Annotated in this window: 20 protein-coding genes and 3 tRNA genes; 15 read left to right on the forward strand and 8 right to left on the reverse strand. The window is 70.2% G+C overall.

Annotated elements, in window-relative coordinates:
- Window positions 1–80: 80 nt before the first annotated feature.
- Window positions 81–1,169 carry a DUF1152 domain-containing protein gene (locus EDD30_RS28430; RefSeq protein ID WP_170047624.1) on the reverse strand — a complete coding sequence of 363 codons (1,089 nt, stop codon included), beginning with the start codon at window positions 1,167–1,169 and terminating at the stop codon, window positions 81–83.
- Window positions 1,170–1,248: 79 nt separating this feature from the next.
- Here EDD30_RS28430 and EDD30_RS28435 point away from each other — a divergent pair, with 79 nt between their 5' ends.
- The 11 genes from EDD30_RS28435 (at window position 1,249) to EDD30_RS28490 (ending at window position 11,535) form a co-directional block, all read left to right on the forward strand.
- Entirely contained in the window at window positions 1,249–2,001 is a 753-nt protein-coding gene (locus EDD30_RS28435) for a GntR family transcriptional regulator (RefSeq protein WP_071808610.1), read from the forward strand.
- A gap of 82 nt (window positions 2,002–2,083) precedes the next feature.
- A complete protein-coding gene (locus EDD30_RS28440) occupies window positions 2,084–2,968 on the forward strand; it encodes a hypothetical protein (protein WP_071808609.1) in 885 nt (294 codons plus the stop codon).
- 63 nt (window positions 2,969–3,031) lie between these two features.
- Window positions 3,032–3,487: a single-stranded DNA-binding protein gene (locus EDD30_RS28445; protein WP_071808608.1), complete on the forward strand. Its 456-nt coding sequence runs from the start codon at window positions 3,032–3,034 to the stop codon at window positions 3,485–3,487.
- 10 nt (window positions 3,488–3,497) lie between these two features.
- Window positions 3,498–4,415, forward strand: a complete 918-nt coding sequence (locus tag EDD30_RS28450; RefSeq protein WP_123678552.1) for an FtsK/SpoIIIE domain-containing protein — start codon at window positions 3,498–3,500, stop codon at window positions 4,413–4,415.
- Window positions 4,416–4,488: 73 nt separating this feature from the next.
- Complete coding sequence (locus EDD30_RS28455; protein WP_123678553.1) at window positions 4,489–4,869, forward strand: hypothetical protein; 381 nt, start codon at window positions 4,489–4,491, stop codon at window positions 4,867–4,869.
- A gap of 135 nt (window positions 4,870–5,004) precedes the next feature.
- Complete coding sequence (locus EDD30_RS28460) at window positions 5,005–5,883, forward strand: DUF6197 family protein (protein ID WP_071807532.1); 879 nt, start codon at window positions 5,005–5,007, stop codon at window positions 5,881–5,883.
- A complete protein-coding gene (locus EDD30_RS41820; RefSeq protein WP_071807531.1) occupies window positions 5,883–6,560 on the forward strand; it encodes a hypothetical protein in 678 nt (225 codons plus the stop codon). Before EDD30_RS28460 ends, EDD30_RS41820 begins: the two co-directional genes overlap by 1 nt.
- Window positions 6,557–6,844 (forward strand): hypothetical protein, encoded by a 288-nt coding sequence (locus EDD30_RS28470; RefSeq protein WP_071807530.1) that lies wholly within the window; start codon window positions 6,557–6,559, stop codon window positions 6,842–6,844. The genes EDD30_RS41820 and EDD30_RS28470 overlap by 4 nt, the downstream gene beginning before the upstream one ends.
- Window positions 6,841–7,848 (forward strand): hypothetical protein, encoded by a 1,008-nt coding sequence (locus tag EDD30_RS38465; protein ID WP_071807529.1) that lies wholly within the window; start codon window positions 6,841–6,843, stop codon window positions 7,846–7,848. Before EDD30_RS28470 ends, EDD30_RS38465 begins: the two co-directional genes overlap by 4 nt.
- A complete protein-coding gene (locus tag EDD30_RS28480) occupies window positions 7,845–9,629 on the forward strand; it encodes a replication initiator (protein ID WP_071807528.1) in 1,785 nt (594 codons plus the stop codon). Before EDD30_RS38465 ends, EDD30_RS28480 begins: the two co-directional genes overlap by 4 nt.
- A gap of 391 nt (window positions 9,630–10,020) precedes the next feature.
- Window positions 10,021–11,535 (forward strand): tyrosine-type recombinase/integrase, encoded by a 1,515-nt coding sequence (locus EDD30_RS28490; protein WP_071807526.1) that lies wholly within the window; start codon window positions 10,021–10,023, stop codon window positions 11,533–11,535.
- A 102-nt stretch (window positions 11,536–11,637) separates the two neighbouring features.
- Here EDD30_RS28490 and EDD30_RS28495 read toward each other — a convergent pair.
- The 3 genes from EDD30_RS28495 to EDD30_RS28505 all read right to left on the reverse strand — a co-directional run bounded on the left by EDD30_RS28495 (window position 11,638) and on the right by EDD30_RS28505 (window position 11,907).
- Window positions 11,638–11,712, reverse strand: a tRNA-Val gene (locus EDD30_RS28495).
- Between the two features lie 14 nt (window positions 11,713–11,726).
- Window positions 11,727–11,797 (reverse strand) — tRNA-Cys (locus EDD30_RS28500).
- Window positions 11,798–11,834: 37 nt separating this feature from the next.
- Window positions 11,835–11,907, reverse strand: a tRNA-Gly gene (locus EDD30_RS28505).
- A gap of 265 nt (window positions 11,908–12,172) precedes the next feature.
- On the opposite strand from EDD30_RS28505, the gene EDD30_RS28510 reads away from it, so the two are divergent.
- Window positions 12,173–13,360 (forward strand): GNAT family N-acetyltransferase, encoded by a 1,188-nt coding sequence (locus EDD30_RS28510; RefSeq protein WP_071807525.1) that lies wholly within the window; start codon window positions 12,173–12,175, stop codon window positions 13,358–13,360.
- A gap of 141 nt (window positions 13,361–13,501) precedes the next feature.
- Here EDD30_RS28510 and EDD30_RS28515 read toward each other — a convergent pair whose 3' ends face one another.
- From EDD30_RS28515 to EDD30_RS28525, 3 genes are all read right to left on the reverse strand, one after another.
- Complete coding sequence (locus EDD30_RS28515; RefSeq protein ID WP_071807524.1) at window positions 13,502–14,230, reverse strand: FAD:protein FMN transferase; 729 nt, start codon at window positions 14,228–14,230, stop codon at window positions 13,502–13,504.
- Between the two features lie 167 nt (window positions 14,231–14,397).
- Entirely contained in the window at window positions 14,398–14,916 is a 519-nt protein-coding gene (locus EDD30_RS28520) for an FMN-binding protein (RefSeq protein ID WP_071807523.1), read from the reverse strand.
- Window positions 14,917–14,993: 77 nt separating this feature from the next.
- Window positions 14,994–16,496 carry a ferredoxin reductase family protein gene (locus tag EDD30_RS28525; protein WP_084556776.1) on the reverse strand — a complete coding sequence of 501 codons (1,503 nt, stop codon included), beginning with the start codon at window positions 16,494–16,496 and terminating at the stop codon, window positions 14,994–14,996.
- Window positions 16,497–16,764: 268 nt separating this feature from the next.
- Here EDD30_RS28525 and cbiE point away from each other — a divergent pair, with 268 nt between their 5' ends.
- The 3 genes from cbiE to EDD30_RS28540 are packed head-to-tail and all read left to right on the forward strand — an operon-like array spanning window position 16,765 to window position 19,438.
- Window positions 16,765–17,973 carry a precorrin-6y C5,15-methyltransferase (decarboxylating) subunit CbiE gene (gene cbiE, locus EDD30_RS28530; RefSeq protein WP_244945430.1) on the forward strand — a complete coding sequence of 403 codons (1,209 nt, stop codon included), beginning with the start codon at window positions 16,765–16,767 and terminating at the stop codon, window positions 17,971–17,973.
- Complete coding sequence (cobM, locus tag EDD30_RS28535; protein WP_244945431.1) at window positions 17,925–18,713, forward strand: precorrin-4 C(11)-methyltransferase; 789 nt, start codon at window positions 17,925–17,927, stop codon at window positions 18,711–18,713. Before cbiE ends, cobM begins: the two co-directional genes overlap by 49 nt.
- The gene (locus tag EDD30_RS28540) at window positions 18,701–19,438 is read left to right on the forward strand and encodes a cobalt-precorrin-6A reductase (protein ID WP_071804838.1); all 738 of its coding nucleotides are present in this window, start codon (window positions 18,701–18,703) and stop codon (window positions 19,436–19,438) included. Before cobM ends, EDD30_RS28540 begins: the two co-directional genes overlap by 13 nt.
- 15 nt (window positions 19,439–19,453) lie before the next feature.
- Here EDD30_RS28540 and EDD30_RS28545 read toward each other — a convergent pair whose 3' ends face one another.
- Window positions 19,454–21,082, reverse strand: a complete 1,629-nt coding sequence (locus EDD30_RS28545) for a precorrin-2 C(20)-methyltransferase (protein WP_071804839.1) — start codon at window positions 21,080–21,082, stop codon at window positions 19,454–19,456.
- Between the last annotated feature and the right edge of the window lie 2 nt (window positions 21,083–21,084).

A 21,084-nucleotide genomic window follows, 5' to 3' on the forward strand; every position in this document is an offset into this window, starting at 1 on the left:
GATGCCGTGCTCAGAACGCCATGATCGTTCCTTGACACGAAGAGGTTGCGGTCGATTGCCAGGCGTTGGCTGGGCGCGTCCTATAACCGGCAGAGCGGGACGTCGTCGTAGGCGAGGTCGCCGGCTGCGGCTCGGATGAGCTTCGGTTCGTAGGTGCGCAGCCCAGCTACCTCGCCTAGCCTGCGGAGGCTTGTGAGTGTGGCGCCGCGTTCGACCGCTCGGAGGCGATGTGCAGTTATCCGGTCTTGAAGTTCAGTGGCGGTGGGTGCACGGTAGGCGGTTCGTGTGAGTGTCGCGGCTTTGCGGCGTTCGTGGTCGAGTTCAGTTCGTCCGCAGATTTCTCGGGTCGCGTGTTCTGCCTCGGTGAACGATCGGGAGCCGGCGAGCGCCTGGGCGACCTGATTGATGGCGAGGACAGCGCGGCAGTCCGCTAGTAGGAGATCAGCGCTGGCGGCGTCGAGTGGGACAAGTGCCGCGCTGTCGCGGATCTCGGCTTGCCCTTCGATTCCGAGTGCTGCCGCGGAGAGCAAGGCGGTTGCCTCGGATGGGTGTCGGTCGAGGACGGAGACGTACGCCTTGACGTCGGGTGAGGTTACTCGGCGATTGGTTGCGCCCGCTCTCGCCATCCTTGCGCGTACGTAGTCACCAGAGAGTTCTCCGTCGAGTCCCGGGCCGCCGACGACCACCTGTCCAGGAAGGGAAAGGCCGGCTACCGCAGCCAGGGCTAGGGAGTCGGCAAGCGGGCTGGACAGTTCTGGTTCCAGTCCGCTCGCGGCGATGTCGCCGCCGACGTCGACCAGGGTCACAGATGAGGCTGACGCTAACGCGGCCAGGTCGGCGAGCTGCTCCCGGATGCCGTCGGCGCCGCGTGAGGGGTCGAGGAGGAAGAATCGCCCCTCGGTGTGTTGCGCGAGAATCGCTAGACCAGAGATTCCGCCTGTGCGCAGTTGGCTTGTCGCAGTTACTTCCCAGACATGCCGGGTGTGCTGAACCAGGCCCTCGAAGTCTTGGATTGTCCTAGGGCCCGGTGTCGGGTCGAGGATGTATCGGTCCCACGAGAAGCTGGCGACTATCTGCTCGGACGACCCGGGGTTCAGAACACGATCGGCGATCAATGCCGCCAGGGCGTCGCCTCCGCCGCCTGCTGCGACGGACAGTGTCGTAGTCACTGGTCCCACGGTACGGCGCTAAGCTGAAGGTGGCCAGTGGCCTATACAAGAGGCGATATCTACCAGATTGCGTATTTCTGTGCCTGAGATCAAAGTCGTTCTTCCGAAGTACCTCCAGATCGCGGGACATATCCGTGATCAGATCCTTCGAGGTGACCTTCAACCGGGCGATGAGGTGGACAGCGAGCGCAAGATCGCCGAAGTCTGGAAGGTGGCTCGGCCCACTGCGACCCGCGCGCTGGACACCCTCCGGCGGGAAGGGCTCATCGAATCACAGCAAGGATCAGGCACACGGGTACGCGACGTTCGCACCCATCGGCGTGCCTCGCATCGGTACCACCGCTACCTTGCTCAAGGCGCGCAATACGCCCAAGACGAGTCGATGGAACTCCTCGGCGTGGGGATCGTAGACGCGCCCGGCCATGTGGCAGAGGCACTGAATCTGGCTCGACCGGCCCGCGTGATGACGCGGCACCGGCTGATCTCCCGCGAGGGCGTCGGGCCGGTGGAGATCTCGACATCATGGTGGCCTGCATCCTTGGCAGAGCATGCCCCTCGACTGTTAGAGCCGGCTTCGCTCGGGGGAATCGGAAGCGTCCGCTACGTCGAGTCGGCGACAGGCAGGAAAGCGTCATATGCCCGCGACCAGGTCTCTGCCCGGCTAGCGACGACTCAAGAAGCGGAGCTCCTTCAGCTAAGCGACGCTCCGGCCGCGGTCCTCGCCTACCGGCACACGGTGTACGACTCGGCGGATCAGATCTTGGAGTTCGCTGAGGCGGTCTACCCACCAGGCGTGTGGAGCCTCGAACAGGAGTACCCCATCGAGGCCTGAAATGTCGGAAGACCCTGCTACCCGAGCTCTAAACAAAGTGGCATAGTCCACCATCCAGTAAGTGGTATAGTCCAGTTACTAGATGAAGGAGGTGAGCACCGTGAAAGGGAGGTTGTTCGACCGTTCGTCCGTCGGTGCGGTAGCGATCGTGGAGCCACCGGTGTCGCAGTGGTATGCCCGGCGTGCCGGAACTGCGGCTCTGGTCGTGGGTCTGGCGTCAGACGCGTTGGTGACGGCGGTGTTGAGCGTGTTCTGCCCGCTGCTGCTAGCGGTGGTGCTGGGCGCGCTGACCGGTCTCGTGTGCGCGTTAGTCGCGGCGGTGTTGGTGCGAGTCTGGCCGGTGCTGCGGGTGCTGTGGTGGTGGTCGATCGAGAGCACGGCTGCGGTAGTCGTGGTCGGTGGCTGGGTCGCGCTGGCGCACTTGAGTTCCTGGTGGATCGCTTCGGCGGTTCTGCTCGCGGTCGCTGCTGGGGTGCTGGCACCGGTCCGGGTGCGCCGGTTCGTGTGGGCGTGGTGGTGGTGTCTGGTGGTGCGTCACCGGCTGCGGTTGTACTTCGCCACGCTTGTACGCAGTGCCGCGCGTTCCGGTGGTTCGCGTCCGGTGACGTTGCCGCTGTTGTTGTGGGCGCGGCCGACGCCTGCGGGTGAGCGCGTGTGGCTGTGGCTTCGTCCCGGCCTTGCGCTGGAGGCCCTGGAGGGCAAGGCGCCGCTGATCGCGGTGGCGTGTATCGCCAAGCAAGTCCGTATTACGGCCGCGTCGGAGCGGTACGCCGCGCTGTTGCGGGTCGACATCGCCCGCCGGGATCCGCTGGCGGGGCGGGTGGAGTCGCCGTTGGCGCTACTGATCCCGAGCCTGCGCGACACCGACGCGGACGTGCCGGTGTCGCCGGCGATGCCGCCGGTCGGCCTTGAGCTGGCCGACATCGAAGACCCGGCACCCGAACCGCCGCGTGGTGGTCGCCGATGACCTCCCGCGTCCGGGTGCCTGCGCAAGTGCAGTGGCAAGCCATCACCGACAAGGAGAACTGAGATGGCGAACGAAACCACGATCACCATGGTCGGCAACCTCACCGCCGACCCCGAACTGCGGTTCCTGCCGAATGGCACCGCGATGGTGAAGTTCACCATCGCGTCCACGCCGCGCACCCTCGACCGTCAGTCGGGCGAGTGGAAGGACGGCGACCCGCTGTTCCTGACCTGCACCGGCTGGCGCGACCTGGCCGAGCACATCGCCGAGTCGCTGACCAAGGGCACCCGGGTCATCGTCACCGGCCGTCTGAAGCTGTCGCGGTGGGAGGACAAAGAAACCAAGGAGAAGCGCTCGGCGTACGGCCTGGACGTCGATGAGATCGGCCCGAGCCTGCGCTTTGCTCAGGCCAAGGTGCAGCGGATGAACCGCAGCAGCAAGAACGATGGGTTCATCCCCGACGCGCCGCAGGACGACGCCTGGAGCATCGCCGCTCCGGCTTCGGCGTCGGCGGCCTGAGGGCTGAGCTGTGCCACCCGTCCTCGCTGCGAACACCACACTGGGGCCGGTCAAGCCCGGCCTGCCCCTGTCAATCTTCGACCCGATCCCGATCGGGATCGACGAGTTCGGCATGCAGGTACTGATCCGGCTGATCTGGCGCAACCTGCTGATCGGCGGCGAGCCCGGCGCGGGCAAGTCGGCGCTGCTGAACGTACTCGTCGCCTACGCGGCGCTGTGCCTGAACTGCAAGCTGATCCTGCTGGACGGCAAGCAGGTCGAACTCGGCCAGTGGCGCAAATGCGCCGACGCGTTCGTCGGCCCGAACATCGTCCAAGCACTGGTCCTGCTGACCAAGTTGCAGAAGATGATGGACAACCGGTACGCGTTCCTGCTCGACTGCGAACGCCGCAAGGTCGTCGAGAAGATCCAGACCCTCTCACCGATCACCGGGGAGATCATCTGGGTACCGGACGCGTTCCTGCCCTACGTGGTCGCGATCGACGAGATCGCCTACTACTCAGCCACGACCGGGGACAAGAAGCAGCGCGAAGAGTTCGCCGCGCTGCTGCGCGACCTGGTCGCCCGGGGCCGGGCGGTCGGCATCATCGTCATCGCCGCCACCCAACGCCCATCCTCGGACATCATCCCGACGTCGCTGCGGGACCTGTTCGCGTGGCGCTTCGCCGGGCGCTGCACCAACGACAGCAGCTCGGACATCGTCCTCGGGCACGGCTGGGCGCAGAAGAACTGGTCGGCCAACTCGATCAGTCCTAACAACCCCGGCGCGGGGCTGCTCATCGCCGAAGGCGGCAGCCCGCAGCTCGTGAAGACCGCCTACCTGGATGACCGCACCTGCGCGGCCATCGCCGCCCACGCGGCTTCCTTGCGCGCCACCGTCACCGCCGCCGACCGTCGCGCGTTGCGGGCGGTCCCCGCCGCGGCCTGACGCGCGCCACCCTGACCACCCCGCAACCGGTGCGGGCTGGAATCCATCCACATCAATCGAAGGAGATCAATCCATGGTCAAGCGTCTCCCGGCCACCCGGCCGCCCATGCCCCGGATCATCCACTACGTCGACCCGTCCACCCCGGCCGAGCTGGCCTACCCGATGAACCCGGCCCAGCTCGCCGCCCGGCAGCGCCAGCACGACGCCCTCTACGCCCAGTGGAAGGCCCGGCAGAAGGCCATCGCCGAACGCGACCGCAAGGTCCGCCACTTCTGGCTCGGCTTCGGCGCCGTCCTCGGCCTCGCCGTCCTCGGCCTGCTCATCGCGGCGGGTTGGCTGCTGTGGACCGGCATCGGCCTCGGCGCCCTCGCCGTGCCGGTACTGATCGCCATCATCGCCGCCCTCGCGGTCGGCGGTCACCGCTGCATCACCGTCGTGCAGCACTGGCACTGACGGCCATGTGGCCACCGAACCTGTCTCTGTCCCTACTCACGCAAGCCAGCGACACCGGAAACGGCCCTACGAAAGCAGATCCGGTGCCGCTGGCCCTCAAGCACTGACCCATCCCGTTGGAGAGGAGCCAGCATCATGCACGCTACCCAACCCCAGGGCGGAGCCTGCCCTGCACCCACCCGCCGTTTCGACGGCAAGCCCGAAACGGCGATCGATCGTAGGTTCTTCGACCTGCGAGAGTCCGAGGCCGCAGCCGAGTACTACGCGGAGAACGAACTCGACCACGATCGGGTGCCCACCGCCGACGGCTTCACCGCCTGGTGCCACCGGCAGGCCAGCTCCGAGGACGGCTACGTTGTCACCGACGCCGGGCTGCAAGCCCTGGCCGACACCGCGGAGGCTCCCGGTACCGCTGCGTCGGTGCTGCGCTCCGCAGCGCTGTATCTGGAGCGGCACGGCTGGATCCAGGGCGCCTACTACGACAGCACTGCCGCGTCGTTCACGCCTGCGGCGTGCATGGTCGGGGCGATCGGTATGGCCTGCTATGGCTTCCCGGTCGAAGCCCCGGCGCAGCATTTCGACGATCCCGGCTTCCTCGACTTCGAAGAGGCCGTGCTGCACCTGGACCGCTATCTGCTGGTCGAGGACGGCTCGCAAGCGTACGAGTTCAACGACGCCCAGGGCCGCACCGTCGCAATGGTCACGGACCAACTGCGCAAGGCCGCGGCCCGCCCCGCCGAGGAACTCATCGACGCCCTGCGCGTCATCGACGCTCGCAACGCCGACATGGCTGCGCTGGCGCAGCTGCTCACGCCCTGCGGCATTTGGGCCGAGACGGCTGACAAGCCGCAACAGGTTGAGCACATCCACTACCCGCACCAGCCGGGTGCGCTGTCCGACTGTCCGGCGTGTCAGGCCGGGTGCTTCTGCGCTGAGGCTGCGATCTGCGCGCGCTGTAGTGACGGCAACACCGACGGCTGCGCGTTCTGCTCGGCCGACGGCGGCGAGGCCTGATGGACAAGAACACCGTCAAGCCTGCCTTGACGCCGAAACCGCGTAAGCGGTCGAAGCGTGCGGTGGAGAACGCCGAGTTCGACGCGTTCGTGCGCCGGATTCTGCGGGCCTATGCCCGCCGCGTCGCCGCAGGCGACGTCGAGGCGCTGCGCTCACTTGCCCAGTTGTCGAGCGAGGTCGACGCGGTGACCCGCCTGGCCGTGGCCGGGCTGCGTATGGCTCCGTATTCCTACTCGTGGTCCGAGATCGCCGACCGGCTTGGCGTGTCCAAGCAGGCCGCGCAGATGCGCTACGGCGACCGAACCGACCGCGGCGCCCTGGACCGCCGGCTCTTGGAGACCGGTCTGGGCGTCAGCGTGGCGACCCTGGTGCAGGTGTTCGTCGACCATCACCCCGGTAGTCCGGCCGCCAGCGTGTGTCCGGGCTGCGGCTACCGCTACCCCGACGGGGTTAGTGATTGCCCCACCACCGCCACCGTCCGGCCGATCCTGCGCCGGCGCCGCCACGAAGACGACGACGCGGTGGCACGACTGTCCCCTGTCCAGTTCGCCGACCTGCTCACCACCAAGCCCCGATCCCCTCGGGCAACGGCGGTCCGGCAGGCGGTCTTCACCGCGCTGATTCCGGACCGACCCGCAGCACTGTTCGACCTCTCTGGAAAGGACCCAGCGCCATGACCAACCACCACTCCCACACCAGCACCAACCACTCCCAGACGACCGGGCAGAGCGATCCGGCTCGGCCGTTCCACTACTTCGTCGCCATCATGTCGATGGAACCGCGGGGCCTGCGCACCATGCAGATCGAGGTCCACCTCTCCCGGCGGATCACCACCATGGACGAGGTCAAGGACGTCCAGGAGTGGGCCCGCACCACGCACCACCTCAGCAACCCGATGATCGTCGGGTTCACCCTGCTGCGTAACGACCTGGCCGACCGACGCCGGACACGGTCATCATGACCATTACCGGCCGCGGCTGGGCCTACATCGGTGCCGCCCTCGGTGGCACGGTGTCGATCGCGGCGAACATCGCCCACTCCTACGTCCCACCTGCGAGTGCGACCGACGGGTGGAGCCCGAACCTCGGTGCCGTGATCGGTGCCGTGTTCTGGCCGGTCGCGTTGTTCGTGACCACCGAGATCCTGACCCGGGTCGCCTGGCCGTTCGGGCATGTCTGGCAACTGCTGCGCTGGGCGGGCATGCTGCCTGTCGCCGTCGTGGCTGCGCTGGTGTCGTACCGGCACCTGTCCGGGCTGCTCGACTTCTACGGCGAAGAGCCTGTCGTGTGTGTGCTCGGCCCGCTCGCTGTCGACGGGCTGATGGTCATGTCGGCTGGTGCTCTGCTGGCCACCGTCACCCACACGCACACCGCATCCGTATCCGTCCCGGCCGTCCCGAACCTCGTTCGGATCCCGGCCCCGACCCCGACCGCCGACCCGGCGCCGCGCATCACCGCGCCGCAACCGGCGGCCGACCCGAAGCCGCCCACGCCACCGGCAGCGACGCCGGAATCCGTGACGGCTTCCCGGACCGATATCGTGCCGACCCCGGCACAGGTTGCCGCCCGGGTCACCGTAAGCCCGATGAGCATCCCGCTGCGACCGACCGCCGTACGGCCGGCTGCTGGCGCCTCGAAGCCGCGACCCCGCACGACCGAGCAGACGACCACGGCGAAGCCGCTGGCCGCTCCCGCCACCGACCTTCCTGTCACCGAGCCGGAGCCCGCACAGCTTGCCCTGCCGTACGCCGTCGACCCGGCCCTGCTGGTCAAGGCCCGCGAGATCGCCGAGCAGTACCGCACCGAACACGGTGTTCCGATCAAAGCCGGGCAGCTCGCCGCCCGCCTGCGCGTGAACTCCGAGCAAGCGACCCAGGCCCTGGCCGTGCTCGACCTCGGCCCCAACAGCCCCACCACCGAGATTTCGACCGTCAACGGCAACCGCCCGAGCAAGGCGGCCCGGTGACCGTCTCCACGTTGAGCGTCGTACCCGAAGCACCCGTTTCGGGTACGGCCCCCTGCGCCGAGCCGGACACGCACCCGAGCATCCCTGCCTGGTGGCGGCGCTCCACCGACCTGCGTCTACAGGCCGTCGCTCGCGCCGCCCGCTCCGACTACGAGGCCTGGCTGTCCCACGTCAAGACTGCGGCGGCCTGTACCCGCCCGGTCCGGCTCGCCGGGTCGATGGCCACGGTAGAGGTCGCCACCGGGCGGGTGTTGTCCGAACGACACACTGCGGACCTGCCGGACGGGGTCATCTACAAGCCGTGCGGGAACCGCCGCGAGTCGGTCTGCCCGGCCTGTTCCGAACGCTACAAACGCGACGCGTACCAGATCGTGCGGGCCGGGCTCGTCGGCGGCAAGGGCGTCACCGAGGACGTGGCCGTGCACCCGGCGGTGTTCCCCACCTTCACCGCCCCGTCGTTCGGCGAGGTCCACGCCCGCAGGGTCAAGCGGCACTCCTGCCTGCGGCGCCTGGATTGTGACTGCCGCCCAGAACCGTGCCATGCCCGCCGTGACTTCGCCGTCTGCCCGCACGGCGTGAAGCTGGTCTGCTTCGCCCGGCACGCCACCGACGACCGCTGCCTGGGCAGCCCGCTGTGTCTGGACTGCTACGACTATGACGCGCAGGCCGTCTGGAACCTGCACGCGGCCGAGTTGTGGCGGCGTACCAGCATTACCGCCAACCGCTACATCCGCCGGATCGCCCACCAGCGCGGCATCCCGGACCGGCCTGTGGTGACCTACGACAAGACCGGCAAGGCTCGGACCCGGTGGGTCAGCCCGGTCCGGCTCGAGTTCGGCAAGGCCGCCGAGATGCAACGCCGCGCCGCCATCCACCTGCACTGCGTGGTCCGGCTCGACGGCAACGACCCCGACCGGCCGGACACCATCGTCGCGCCCCCAACCGGCTTCACCGCGCACGACCTGGTCGCCGCCGTCGACCACGCCGTCGCGGCCGTCGCATTCACCACCACGCCGCACCCGGCCAACCCGACCGGGTGGCCAATCAGCTGGGGCGACCAGATCCTCACCAAGGTGATCACCGACGGCGCCGACGGTGAAGTGACCCACCAGCAGGTCGCCGCCTATCTGGCGAAGTACGCCACCAAGTCGACCGAGGTCACCGGGCACACCTCGAACCGGCTCACCGAGGAGACCATCGAGCTGTATGCCGACCCGGACGGTACCCACCCGCAACGGCTCATCGCCGCCTGCTGGCGGCTCGGCAGCTTCCGCACCAACCCCGAACCACCCGCCCCACTGGGCCGCAAGCGGCGGGCCGAACCTGCGCCGGCCGAGCCGTTCGGCACCCTACGCAGCGACCCGGACTGCGGCGGCTGCACCCGTTACCGGATGTGTCCCACCTGCGCCGCGGAGCAGGTCGCCGCCGCCGACACGGCCCGCCGTACCCCGGCCGGGCCACCGGCGAGCCCGTACCTGAAGCTGCGCCGGTGGGCGCACATGCTCGGCTTCGGCGGCCACTTCCTCACCAAGAGCCGCCGCTACTCGATCACCTTCGCCCTGCTCCGCGACGAACGCATCACCTTCCGCCGCACCCAGACCGGCGGCCCCGAACGGGCTGAACCGGTCACGGAGCCGACGACGCTGGTCGTCAACTTCCTCACCTTCGTCGGCGCCGGATGGCAGACACCCGCCGACGCCATGCTCGCCAACACCTCCGCCGCACTGGCCCGAGAACACGCCGAAGCCGCCCGGCAAACCCTGACCACCCTGGCCGCGTGAACGGCCGCCAACCGTCAAGCACGCCTTGACGCGAAACCGGAGGAGACAACGGGCGCCATGACCGGCACGCCGAGCGGACTGCCTCGCCTCTACACACCCGCTGAGGTGGCAGAGGCGTTGCGCTGTTCGACGTGGTGGGTGCAGGAACAGGTGCGCCGACGTCGCTTCCCCCACTGCGAGGTCGCAGGGGGCCACCGATTCACCACCGAGCACTACGCCGCGATCCTTCGGCTGTGCGAGGTGCTGCCAGCCGAGGAAGCTCCGCCCATTCGGCCGCAGCGAGGCGCGGTCCCGCCGGTCGAGACGCCTACCGCGGGCCTGCGAGCTCGGGTGCCGCGCCGCCTGCGCGGGTTGGCGCCGACCGACGTGGCAGCCTGAGAGGAGATCAGACATGGGATTCGCCGAGAAGCGCGGCGACTATTGGCGTGCCCGGTACAAGGCTCAGCCGGGCGTCTATCCGACGGTCATGGATGAGACCGGTGCGGTCGTGAAGTTCCGTACCCGCCGGATGGCCGAGCAGGCGGCCAACGAGAAGGAGGCTGAGGTCCGGGCTGGCCGGCCACGCGCCAAGCCCGTGGGCCAGTGGACCTTCAGTCAGTACGCCGATCCCTGGTATGCACGTCAGGATCTGGCTGCCTCGACTATGCAGAACTATCGCCGTCGGCTGGAGGAGCACCTATTGCCAGTATTCGGCGAGATGCAACTCGCGGACATCACCCGCGATGAGGTCGCGAAGTGGGAGAAGCGGGAACGTGCGGCTGGTTACGCCGAGTCCAGCATCCGCTCATGGCGCGATTTGCTGCATCTCGTCCTTGCCGATGCGGTGGACGATGAGCTCTTGGAGGCCAACGTCGCGGCACGGCGCAAGGGACGGGGCAAGCGCACCGGCCGGGCCCGGCATCGGGGAGCCGAGAAGACCATCACCACCGCGCTGGGTGTCCTGCTGATCGCCGAGCGCGCCGCTCTTCTCTCGGGCCGGGACGACGAGTTCGTGGCCGTCGCGACCCTGGGCTTCACGGGTATTCGTTGGGGCGAGCTCGTGGGGCTCGAACCTCAGTACGTGCGGGCGACGGCGGTCCGTGTCGAGTGGCAGCTCTACGAATTGGATAACGGAATCTTTGTGCGCTGTCCTCCGAAAGACGGATCCCGGCGCACGGTTTCCACTCCCGAGTGGACCATCCAGCTTCTGACCGACCATCTCGGCGGGGCACGCCCCGCGCCCTGTCCTTGTCATGGCCTGCGCTACGTGTTCCGCGGACACCGGGCGACCAAGAGCAAAGCGGCACCCCCCGGGCCGCGGCTGGTCGATGTCGCACGCCGTGCGGAGGTTGCAGTCGGCACCGCCTCTGCGGTGCTCAGCGGCAAGCCCGTGGTGGCGGAGACGACCGTGGCTCGGGTGCTGGCCGCCGCGCAGGAGCTCGGCTACGTGCGCGGCCGGCCCGCCGGGCAGCTCGCCGCGCACTGGCGGCGCAACGGCTTCGCCACCTGGCTGTTCCAGCCGGCGGCCACCGGCCGATACCCCGCCAAGGCTCCCCGGCCGGTCAGCCCGGTGCCGATCCTCGCCGACCCGTGCCCCGGCGTGCCGGTCCGGGGGCGGGGGGCGGCGGCCAAGGCCGACGCGTGCTGGACGCCGCTCGCTGCCGGGTTGACACCGCACGGGCTTCGTCACACGTACAAGACGCTGATGATCGAGCTTGGCACGCCGGCCACGCTGATGGACGCGCAAATGGGCCATGAGGATGGGTCGGTGCAGGCGCTGTATTCGCACATCACGCCGGAAATGATCCAGCGGCTCCTGGACGGGCTGACCGCCATATGGGAGGCCGCGCTGCAGGCTCGACGCGAGCTCAGCCCGAGATCACCGGTCGCCGTGCTCGACCGACTCCTGGCGGAGGGAGCCCGGTGAGGGCGCCAAGATCTTCTCCCAAATTTCTCCCAGCGGCCTCGCTCAACGAGAAACGGGCTCCGCGCCGTGAGGGCGAAACCCGCTCTGACCTGCTGTTATTGCTGGTGGGCGATACTGGGATCGAACCAGTGACCTCTTCCGTGTCAAGGAAGCGCGCTCCCGCTGCGCCAATCGCCCTCGATCAAATGCCGAGGTGGAGACGGGATTTGAACCCGTGTACACGGCTTTGCAGGCCGTTGCCTCGCCTCTCGGCCACTCCACCGAGCCGGCCCCGCACGTAACCTGTGGCGGCCTCTCCGAGCGGACGACGGGATTCGAACCCGCGACCCTCACCTTGGCAAGGTGATGCGCTACCAGCTGCGCTACGTCCGCTTGTCCTTCCGGGTTCCCCCGGCGACGGATGAAACATTAGCCGGTCGCCCCGGGCCTTGCCAAACCGGGGTCCCCCGGCGCGTCGCGTTTCGGGAGCTCCGCAGGTCAACCGCGGGCTGCGGGAGGACGCGAACGCGCGGGCGGGCGAGGTGGCCCTCGCCGTGAGGGCCGTCCGGCGGTCCAGCCCTCGAACTCCGGGCGCGGTTTATCCACAGGCTGCAAAACCGGCGAGCGCCCGTACGCCCATCCCGGGTTGGATGGGGCCATGGAGATCCGACAGATCACGGCCGGCGAGCGCACCGACACGATGTTCCCCCTGCAGGCGTACGCGTTCGGGTCCTCGCCCTGGGGCGACGCCGAGCGGGAGACCTACGCCCGGCGCATGGTCTACTACCGCACCGTCACGAGCCTCATCGCCGAGGAGGACGGGCAGACCCTCGCCGGCGTCGCGGCGTTCCCGATGCGGCAGAACGTACGCGGCGTCGTGCACGACATGGCCGGGGTCGCCTCCGTCTCGACGCATCCGTCCGCGCGCCGCCGCGGGTTCGTGCGGCAGCTCATGGTGCGGCTCATGGGTCAGATGCGCGAGCAGGGCTGCGCCGTAAGTGCGCTTTACCCCTTCCGGCCGTCGTTCTACGGCAGGCTCGGCTACGTGGGTGTGCCGCGAGTGCGGACCGCCACCTTCGCGCCGGAGGGGCTGTCGCATCTGCTCCGCGCCGATCTTCCTGGCGAGGTCGAGCGATTTCGCCTTTCCGAGGGCTTCGACGAGTTCAACGCCTTGACACTGCGCCTGCTGCGGGAAAGGCACGGCTTCTCCGTGTACGACGAGACGCGCACCGCCGAATTCCGCGAGAGCCCGCCCCTGTGGGTGGCGATCGCGCGCGTCGACGGCGAGGTGGTCGGCGCCGTGACGTATCGGATCGACCAGTACGGCGGCGATCTGGTCGCGGACGACCTGCTGACCACGGGGCCGCTGGGACGTGCCCTGCTGCTGCAGTTCCTCGCCCGGCACGTGGACCAGGTGACGCAGATCGTGCTCACGATCGGCTCGGACGAGATTCCGGAGCTGTGGGACACCGACCTCGCCGTGCGGACCGAGGGACGGGTGCAGTTCCCCGGCAAGTGCGGCCCGATGGTGCGACTGCTGTCGATCGACGCCCTGAACGGGCTGCACGCCGGAGCCGAACGCGACGTGAGCGTCGAGGTCGTCGACGACGAGCTGCTCGCCGGCCGCTACCGCATCAGCGCCGACGCGGGAACGCTGACCGTGGAGGAGACCAAGGACGAGCCACAGGCCACGTTGACGTGCCCCGGCATCTCGGCGCTGGCATACGGCGTCCTCGACCCGGTCGAGGTCATGACACGCGGCTTCGGCCAGGTGGAGACGCCCGCGGTGGAGGCGTTGAGCGCACTCTTCCCTAAGAAGATGCCCTATCTGTTCGCCGACTTCTGACGAGGCTGCGCTGGGGAGGGGAACTGCCGGGGCGAGCTGGCCGGGGCGGAGGGCGCAGGCAAGGCGGCGGATGGCCGGGGAGGCGGCGGACGGCGGGGCGGCGGACGGCGGGGCGGCGGACGGCGGGGCGGCAGCTTGGGATTAGACGGCGGCCGGTAGGCCGGCGGAGCTGAAAGCTCGGCCGTCGTCGGTCACCACGGCCGACTCGTAGCCGTCGGGGGCGAGCTTCGCGAGCCAGGCGAGTCCCGGTTCGCCCATGGCCAGTGCCGCGGTTGCGTAGGCGTCGGCCAGGGCGAGGTCCGGGCCGACGACCGTGACCGAGCGCAGCCCGCGTGCCGGGCCTCCGGTGCGGGGGTTGAAGACGTGGTCGCCGCGTTCGTAAGTGCCGGAGGTCGCCACCGCGCAGTCGGTGAGTGCGAGCACCCAGCTCAGTTTGTCGCCCTCCCACGGGTGGCGGATGCCGACGCGCCAGGGCTTGCCCGTGGCCGACAGTCCTCGGGCGCGGATGTCGCCGCCTGCGTTGACGCAGTGGTTGGTCGAGCCCGCCTTCGCCAGGCGGGCCGAGGCGACCTCCACGGACCAGCCCTTGACGTAGCCGGACGGGTCGAGCGGGCCTCCGGCATACGCGTCGAAGTAGCCGTCCGTCGCCCGCCACAGGTCGGCGCAGGCCTCCAGGACGTGGCGCAGGTCGGATGAGCAGTCCGCCACTTCGATCTCGCGGCGGCGCAGCCGGCTTACCTCGCTGTCGTCACGGTACGTGCTGAAGCGGCGGTCCACCTCGTGGAGCCACGCGCACACGTCGTCGATCATCGCGGTAAGGGTGGCGGCGGGCAGATCGTCGGCGAGATCGATGCTCACGACGGTGCCCATGACATGTTCGGCATGGTGCACGGACCGAACGGCGCGCCCCGGGGAATCGGACGTGGAGGCAGGGCGGCCCGTCGAGGCGGGAACGTGCTTTCCCGTGCGGCCGAGGGGCGGCATCCCGCTGAAGTCGTAGTGCGCGGGGTCGGCGGCCGGGTGCATGGTGCGGGACTCTACGCGTTTGCCTGGTCGATGGCAGCCTGGAGCGACTTGGCGTACGACTCGCTGGTGAAGGTGGCGCCGGACACCGCGTCGACCTCCGCGTTCTGGGCCTCGACCGTCGACTGGTTCAGGGCTTGGACCGCCGGCGGGTTGATGGTGGCGCTGTCCGCGGTTGTCGGGTAGGTGGCGTCCGCTGCCGTGATCTTGCCGTCTTCGATCTTGATGGAGACCTGGACGGTGCCGTAGGGGTTCTTGGCGGCCGCGCCCTTGAAGACGCCGTCCTTCAAGCCGCTGCCTCCGGCGGCGCCTTCCGACGAGTCTTCGTTCGAGCCTTCCGAATCCTCAGAGTCGGAGGGCTTCTTGTTGCCCGGCTTCTTGCTCGGGGTGGAGGCGTCCTGCCCCGAACCGGTCAGGTCGACAGCGGGCGGGGCGGCTACCGGTGCGGCCGGCGCGGCGACGCTCAGCCGGACGCCCACGATCAGGGCGGCGCCGGTCAACGTTCCTACGGCTGCTGCGGTGCTGCGTCGCATGAAAACTCCCGAGGCTCACAAATCGAGGGGACAGGGAACGGTGCTCGAGGACGACACGAAAACGAGGGCCGGACGGTTCAGAACTCGAAGGGGTCCAGATGTAGCTGACTGTCGGGGACCTCCAGCTCCCGCAGCGTCTGTACCGCGGCGTTCACCAGACCGGGCGGCCCGCACAGATACACGTCCCGCCGGTTGACATCCGGCACCAGACCGAGCAGACCGTTCGCCGTGAACAGCCGGCGCGGGCCGGGGTCATTGCGGGAGCCGACGATGTAGCGCACCCACGCGTCGCGGCGTTCCGCCAGGTCCTCCAGCTCCTCGCGGAAGACCAGTTCGTCCGGACGGCTGGCGCGGTAGATCACGATCGTGTCCGGCGGCATGTCCTCCAGCAGGGCGCGGATCGGGGCGATGCCGCTGCCGCCGGCGATGAGCAGGGCGCGGCGGCGGGTACGGCGCTGCGCGGTGAACGTGCCGAACGGTCCCTCCGCCCACACCTTCGTGCCCGGCTCCATCTCGGCCAGCTTGGCGGTGTGCCCGCCGACCGCCGTCACCGTCAGGCGCAGCCACTGCGAGTTGGGTGCCGCGGAGAGCGAGAACGGGTGGGACTGCCACCAGCCGTTGCCGGTGAAGAAGCGCCAGCGCATGAACTGGCCCGCCTGCGCGGGCAGCTTGTCCAGGTTCTTACCGTCGATGTAGATCGAGAACGTGTTGGTGCCCTCGGTGACCACCTCGGCCACCTCGAAGCGGTGCCGCACGTTCAGCCAGACCGGCTCGACGAGGCGGCCCCAGACCAGGGCCGCGATCACCAGGGCGCCGAGCGCCGGCCAGAAGACGTCGGCGAAGTCGCCGCCGAGGTTGGCGCCCATCGCGACCTGGTGGCCGTACCCGAGCAGCAGCACGAGGTACGCGCTCAGGTGGATCAGGTGCCACAGCTCGTACGGCATCTTGCTCCGCAACTGGCGGATCGAGATGAGGCTGATGAAGACCAGCAGGCCCGTGGCGACCGTGGCGCCGATCATGTCCGGGAACGTCGTGATCATCGTCCAGCCCTGGTCGACGACGCCGGTCTCGGCGGTCATCGCGTAGCCGTACACGATGAACACGACGTGCGCGCCGACCAGCACGACCAGGGAGGTGCCGAGCCAGCGGTGCCAGCGCAGCAGATCGCGGGCGCCCACCCAGTCCTCGAGGAACGAGACCCGGCTCATCATCAGGAGCTGGATGAAAAGGACGTATCCGCCCACCAGGCCGGTGATGCGGCCCACCGCCATCATCAGCGCGGCGGTGTCCTGGATGGCGCCGGCCTCGGTCTCGAAGAGCCACAGCGCGACGCTGGTGGCCAGGCCGGCGAAGAACAGCAGCACCGTGAGCAACCGGTTGCCGGAGGTCGCCTCGGCCGGCGGGCGGTCGTCGGTGACGATCGCCGGGCCGGAGCCCTGCCAACCGGTCGGGTCTTCGGGCGCCTCGACGAGGATGTCGCCACGCGGCACGCCCTCGTTGAGGTCCGGCTGCTCCCAGAAGTCCCGGACGGGGCGCTGGTCCTCGAAGGTCTGGAACATCGTCGGCCCTGGTCGCGCCATCGGTTCTCACCCGCCCGGCAGTCGTCATCCGTCGCCGGGCCGCCCCCCGGCGGCCCACAGGACGGCCCTGTCTGCGCAGGCCGTCGACGGGTACTACGCGGGGCGGCGGGCGAAGGCTCAACGTGGGGCCAAAAAACTCGTCCGGCTAGCGCGGGGACGCCGGGAGAAGGCTCAACGTGGGGCCAAAAAACCTCGTCCGGCTAGCGTGGGGACGGCGGGAGAAGGCTCAGCGAAGAGCCGGGAAACTCGACCGGCTAACGTCACCGGCGTGAATGACAACCCCGCCGGACTCACCGTGGTCGGCATCGGCGCCGACGGCTGGGCCGGTCTGACGGGTACGGCCACCGCCGCGCTGACCGCCGCCGACGTGATCCTCGGCAGCGACCGCCAGCTCGCCCTGCTGCCGCCGGAGGTCGTGGGCGAGCGCGTGGCCTGGCCGTCGCCGCTGCTCCCCGCCCTGCCGGGCCTGCTCGAGGCGCACCGGGGCCGCCGCGTCGCGGTGCTGGCCAGCGGCGACCCGATGTTCCACGGCATCGGCGCCACCCTGCGACGCCACGCCGAGCAGGTGCGGGTCGTCCCGCACCCGTCGTCGGTCTCGTTCGCGGCCGCCCGGCTGGGCTGGCCGCTCGCGGATGTCGACGTGCTCAGCCTGGTCACCGCGCGGGTCGAGGAGCTGCACCCACTGGTGCATCCGGGCCGCCGGATTCTGGTGCTGAGCCGGGACGCCTCGACCCCGGCGGAGGTCGCCGCACTGCTGACGAGCCGCGGGTACGGCGACAGCACCGTGACCGTCCTCTCCCGCCTGGGCGGCGAGGACGAGGCGAGCGTCCGCGGGCCGGCGGCGACCGTCGACCTGACCGGGCTCGACCCGCTCAACGTGGTGGCGGTCGAGTGCGGCCGGGGCGGTGCCCGGATGCCGCTCACCCCCGGACTGCCCGACGACGCCTACGACAGTGACGGTCAACTCACCAAGCGTGAGGTGCGCGCGGTGACGCTGGCGGTGCTGGGGCCCCAGCCGGGCGAACTGCTCTGGGACATCGGCGCCGGGTCGGGCAGCATCGCGATCGAGTGGATGCGCAGCCATCGCGCCTGCCGGGCCGTCGCGGTCGAATCGTCGCCCGAGCGGGCCGCGCGCGTCGAGGCGAACGCGGTCGCTCTGGGCGTACCCAAGCTCGAGGTGGTGGCCGGCCGCGCACCCGGCGCCCTCGCCGGGCTGCCCGCGCCCGACGTGGTCTTCATCGGTGGCGGCCTGACGCGCGACGGCGTGGTGGAGGCCGCGTGGGCGGCGTTGCCCGGTGGCGGGCGGCTGGTCGCGAACGCGGTCACGCTGGAGTCGGAGGCGGTGCTGGCCGCCTGGTACGCCAAGCTCGGCGGGGAGCTCACCCGGGTCGCGGTGAGCCGGGCCTCGCCGGTCGGCGGTTTCACAGGATGGAGATCGATGATGCCGGTGACGATCTGGTCGGTGGTCAAGCCGTGACGGTGCACTTCATCGGCGCGGGGCCCGGCGCCGCGGACCTGATCACCGTACGCGGACAGCGGCTGATCGCCGCCGCGCCCGTCTGCCTGTACGCGGGCAGCCTCGTCCCGCGCGAACTGCTCGAATCGTGCCCGCCGGGCGCGCGGCTGGTCGACACCGCGAACCTCGACCTGGACGAGATCGTCGCCGAGATGGTCGAGGCCACCAAGGCCGGTCAGGATGTGGCCCGGCTGCATTCCGGCGACCCGTCGGTCTTCAGCGCGGTGGCCGAGCAGATGCGCCGGCTCGACGCCGCGGGCGTGCCCTACGACGTGACCCCGGGCGTGCCCGCCTTCGCCGCGGCGGCCGCCTCGCTGAGTCGAGAGCTGACCGTGCCCGAGGTGGCGCAGACGGTGATCCTGACCCGTACGGCGGAACGCGCGACCGCGATGCCGCCGGGGGAGGATCTCGCCACCCTGGGCGCCAGCCGCGCCACCATGGTGCTGCACCTCGCCGTCCAGCGGATTCAAGCGGTGGTTGCCGAGCTCGTGCCGAACTACGGCCGCGAGTGCCCGGTCGCGGTGGTGGCCCGGGCCAGCCGGGACGACGAGGTCGTCCTGCGCGGCACGCTGGCCGACATCGCGGCGCAGGTGATCGACGCGGGTGTCAAGCGCACGGCCGTCATCGTGGTCGGCGCGGCGCTCACCGCGTCACAGTTCCCGGACAGCCATCTCTACTCGACGGATCGATGCCGGACCTGACCGGGCCCGGCCCGCGGGTGCTGGTGCTCGGTGGCACCACCGAGGGCCGGGCGCTCGCCGCGCGCGTACCCGTGATCAGCTCGCTGGCCGGGCGGACGTCCCGGCCGCTGCTGCCTGCCGGAGAGGTGCGCACCGGCGGCTTCGGCGGGGTCGACGGTCTCGTCCGCTACCTGCACGAGGAGCGGATCGACGCCGTGGTGGATGCGACCCATCCGTTCGCCGCGACCATGACCGCGCACGCGGCGGCGGCGACCGCCCAGGCCGGGGTGCCGCTGCTGGTATTGCGCCGTCCGGGCTGGAGCTCGCGCCCGGGCGACGTCTGGCACCGCGTGCCCGATCTATCCGCCGCCGCGGCGCTCGTGCCCGGCCTCGGCGAGCGGGTCTTCCTGACCACCGGACGGCAGAGCATCGCCGCGTTCGCCGGGCTGGACGGGTGCTGGTTGCTGTCCCGATCGGTCGAGCGGCCCGAACCGCCGATGCCGCGGCGCCTCGAGGTGCTGCTCGCCCGGGGGCCCTTCACCGTGGACGCGGAGCGCGACCTGCTGCGGCAGCACCGCATCGACGTGCTCGTGACCAAGGACAGCGGTGGGAGCGCCGCCAAGCTCGACGCCGCCCGCGCGCTGCGGCTGCCGGTGGTGATGGTCGACCGGCCGCCCCTGCCCGCCGGCGTGCCGACCGCCGCGACCGTCGACGCCGCCGTGACCTGGCTCGCTCAGCGGGGATAGCCGCGCCGCGTTCGCTCAGCGGGGATAGCTGCGGGGGGTGAGGACCTGGGTGGAACCGTCGCCGCGGCTCAGCATCCGGGTCTGGCTGGAGCCGATGATCAGCAGGCAGCGCATGTCGATCGTCGCCGGGTCCAGCTCCCCGAGCGTGGTGGTGCGCACCGTCTCCTGCGGACCACCCACGTCGCGGCCGACCACCACCGGCGTCTGCGGGGATCGGTGCTCGAGCAGCAGGTCCCGTGCTCGCACCAACTGCTCCTTGCGGCTCTGCGACGCCGGGTTGTAGAGGGCGATCACCAGGTCGGCGCTCGCCGCCGCGGCCAGACGGGCGGCGATGATCTCCCACGGCTTCAGCCGGTCCGACAGCGACATGATGCAGAAGTCGTGGCCCAGCGGCGCGCCCGCCCGGCTTGCGACGGCCTGCGCCGCGGTGAGCCCCGGGACGACTCGGACCGGCACGTCCTTCCACTGCGGGTCTTCGCTGACCTCCAGCACCGCCGCCGCCATCGCGAACACGCCGGGATCCCCGGAGGACACGACCGCCACCCGGCGCCCGCGCTTCGCCAGATCGAGGGCGAACGCGGCCCGCTCCGCCTCGACCCGGTTGTCCGACGCATGCCGCCGCTGCCGCGGATTCACCGGAACCCGCGCCACATAGGGGCCGTAACCGACCACGTCGTCCGCCTCGGCGAGCGCGGCCTGCGCCTCCGGCGTGAGCCACTCGCGCGCCCCGGGCCCGAGCCCGACGACCGTGACCCGCCCGCCCCGGCCCTCGACGCCCGCCCCGGCGAAGTCCGCCGCGGTGTGGGCGTCGGTCCTGGTGAGGGCGTCCGCCACGGTGGGGGCATGGGCCGCGGTGAGGGTGTCGGAGGCGGCTTCCGCCTCGGGGGCGGGGGTGACCTCGGCTGCTGTGCCGGCGGTGAAGGCCGTGGCGGCGACGCTGGGCAGCAGGGCCAGGGAGAAGTACGGCACCGTGTCCGGGTCGACGTCCGCCAGCCGGCCGCGGCGCTCCTGCTCGGTGGTGGCCCGCTCGACGTACCAGGCGTCGTCGAGGCGCCCGGCCTGCTCCAGTGCGTCGCGGACGCCCGCGAAGGTGCGGCCCAGTTTCATGATGGCGGCGGAGCCGGTGCCGGCCAGCTTCGCCGCGAGCTCGGCCGGCGGCAGCGTGCCGGGCAGGACGGTCAAGGTCTCGTCGCGTTCCATCAGGGGCCGGCCGAGCACCGCCGATGCGGCGCTCACCGATGTCACACCGGGCACCACCGCGGCCTCGTAGCGGTGCGCGAGCCGCTTGTGCATGTGCATGTACGAGCCGTAGAAGAACGGGTCACCCTCGGCCAGCACCACGACGTCACGCCCGGCGTCGAGGTGCGCCGCGAGCCGTTCGGCGCTCGCGGCGTAGAACTCGTCGATCGCGCCCTGGTAACCGCCCGGGTGGTCGGTGGTCTCCGTGGTGACCGGATAGATCAGCGGCTCCTCGATCTGTCCCTCGCGCAGGTAGGCCGCCGCGATCGCCCGCGCGTGCGAGCGTCCGTGCCGGGCCGCGTGGTACGCGATCACGTCCGCCGTCCCGATGAGCCGTGCCGCCTTGACGGTCACCAGCTCCGGGTCGCCCGGGCCGAGCCCCACGCCGTACAACCGACCCGCCACCG

The sequence above is a fragment of the Couchioplanes caeruleus genome, from assembly GCF_003751945.1.
Classification (GTDB): domain Bacteria; phylum Actinomycetota; class Actinomycetes; order Mycobacteriales; family Micromonosporaceae; genus Actinoplanes; species Actinoplanes caeruleus.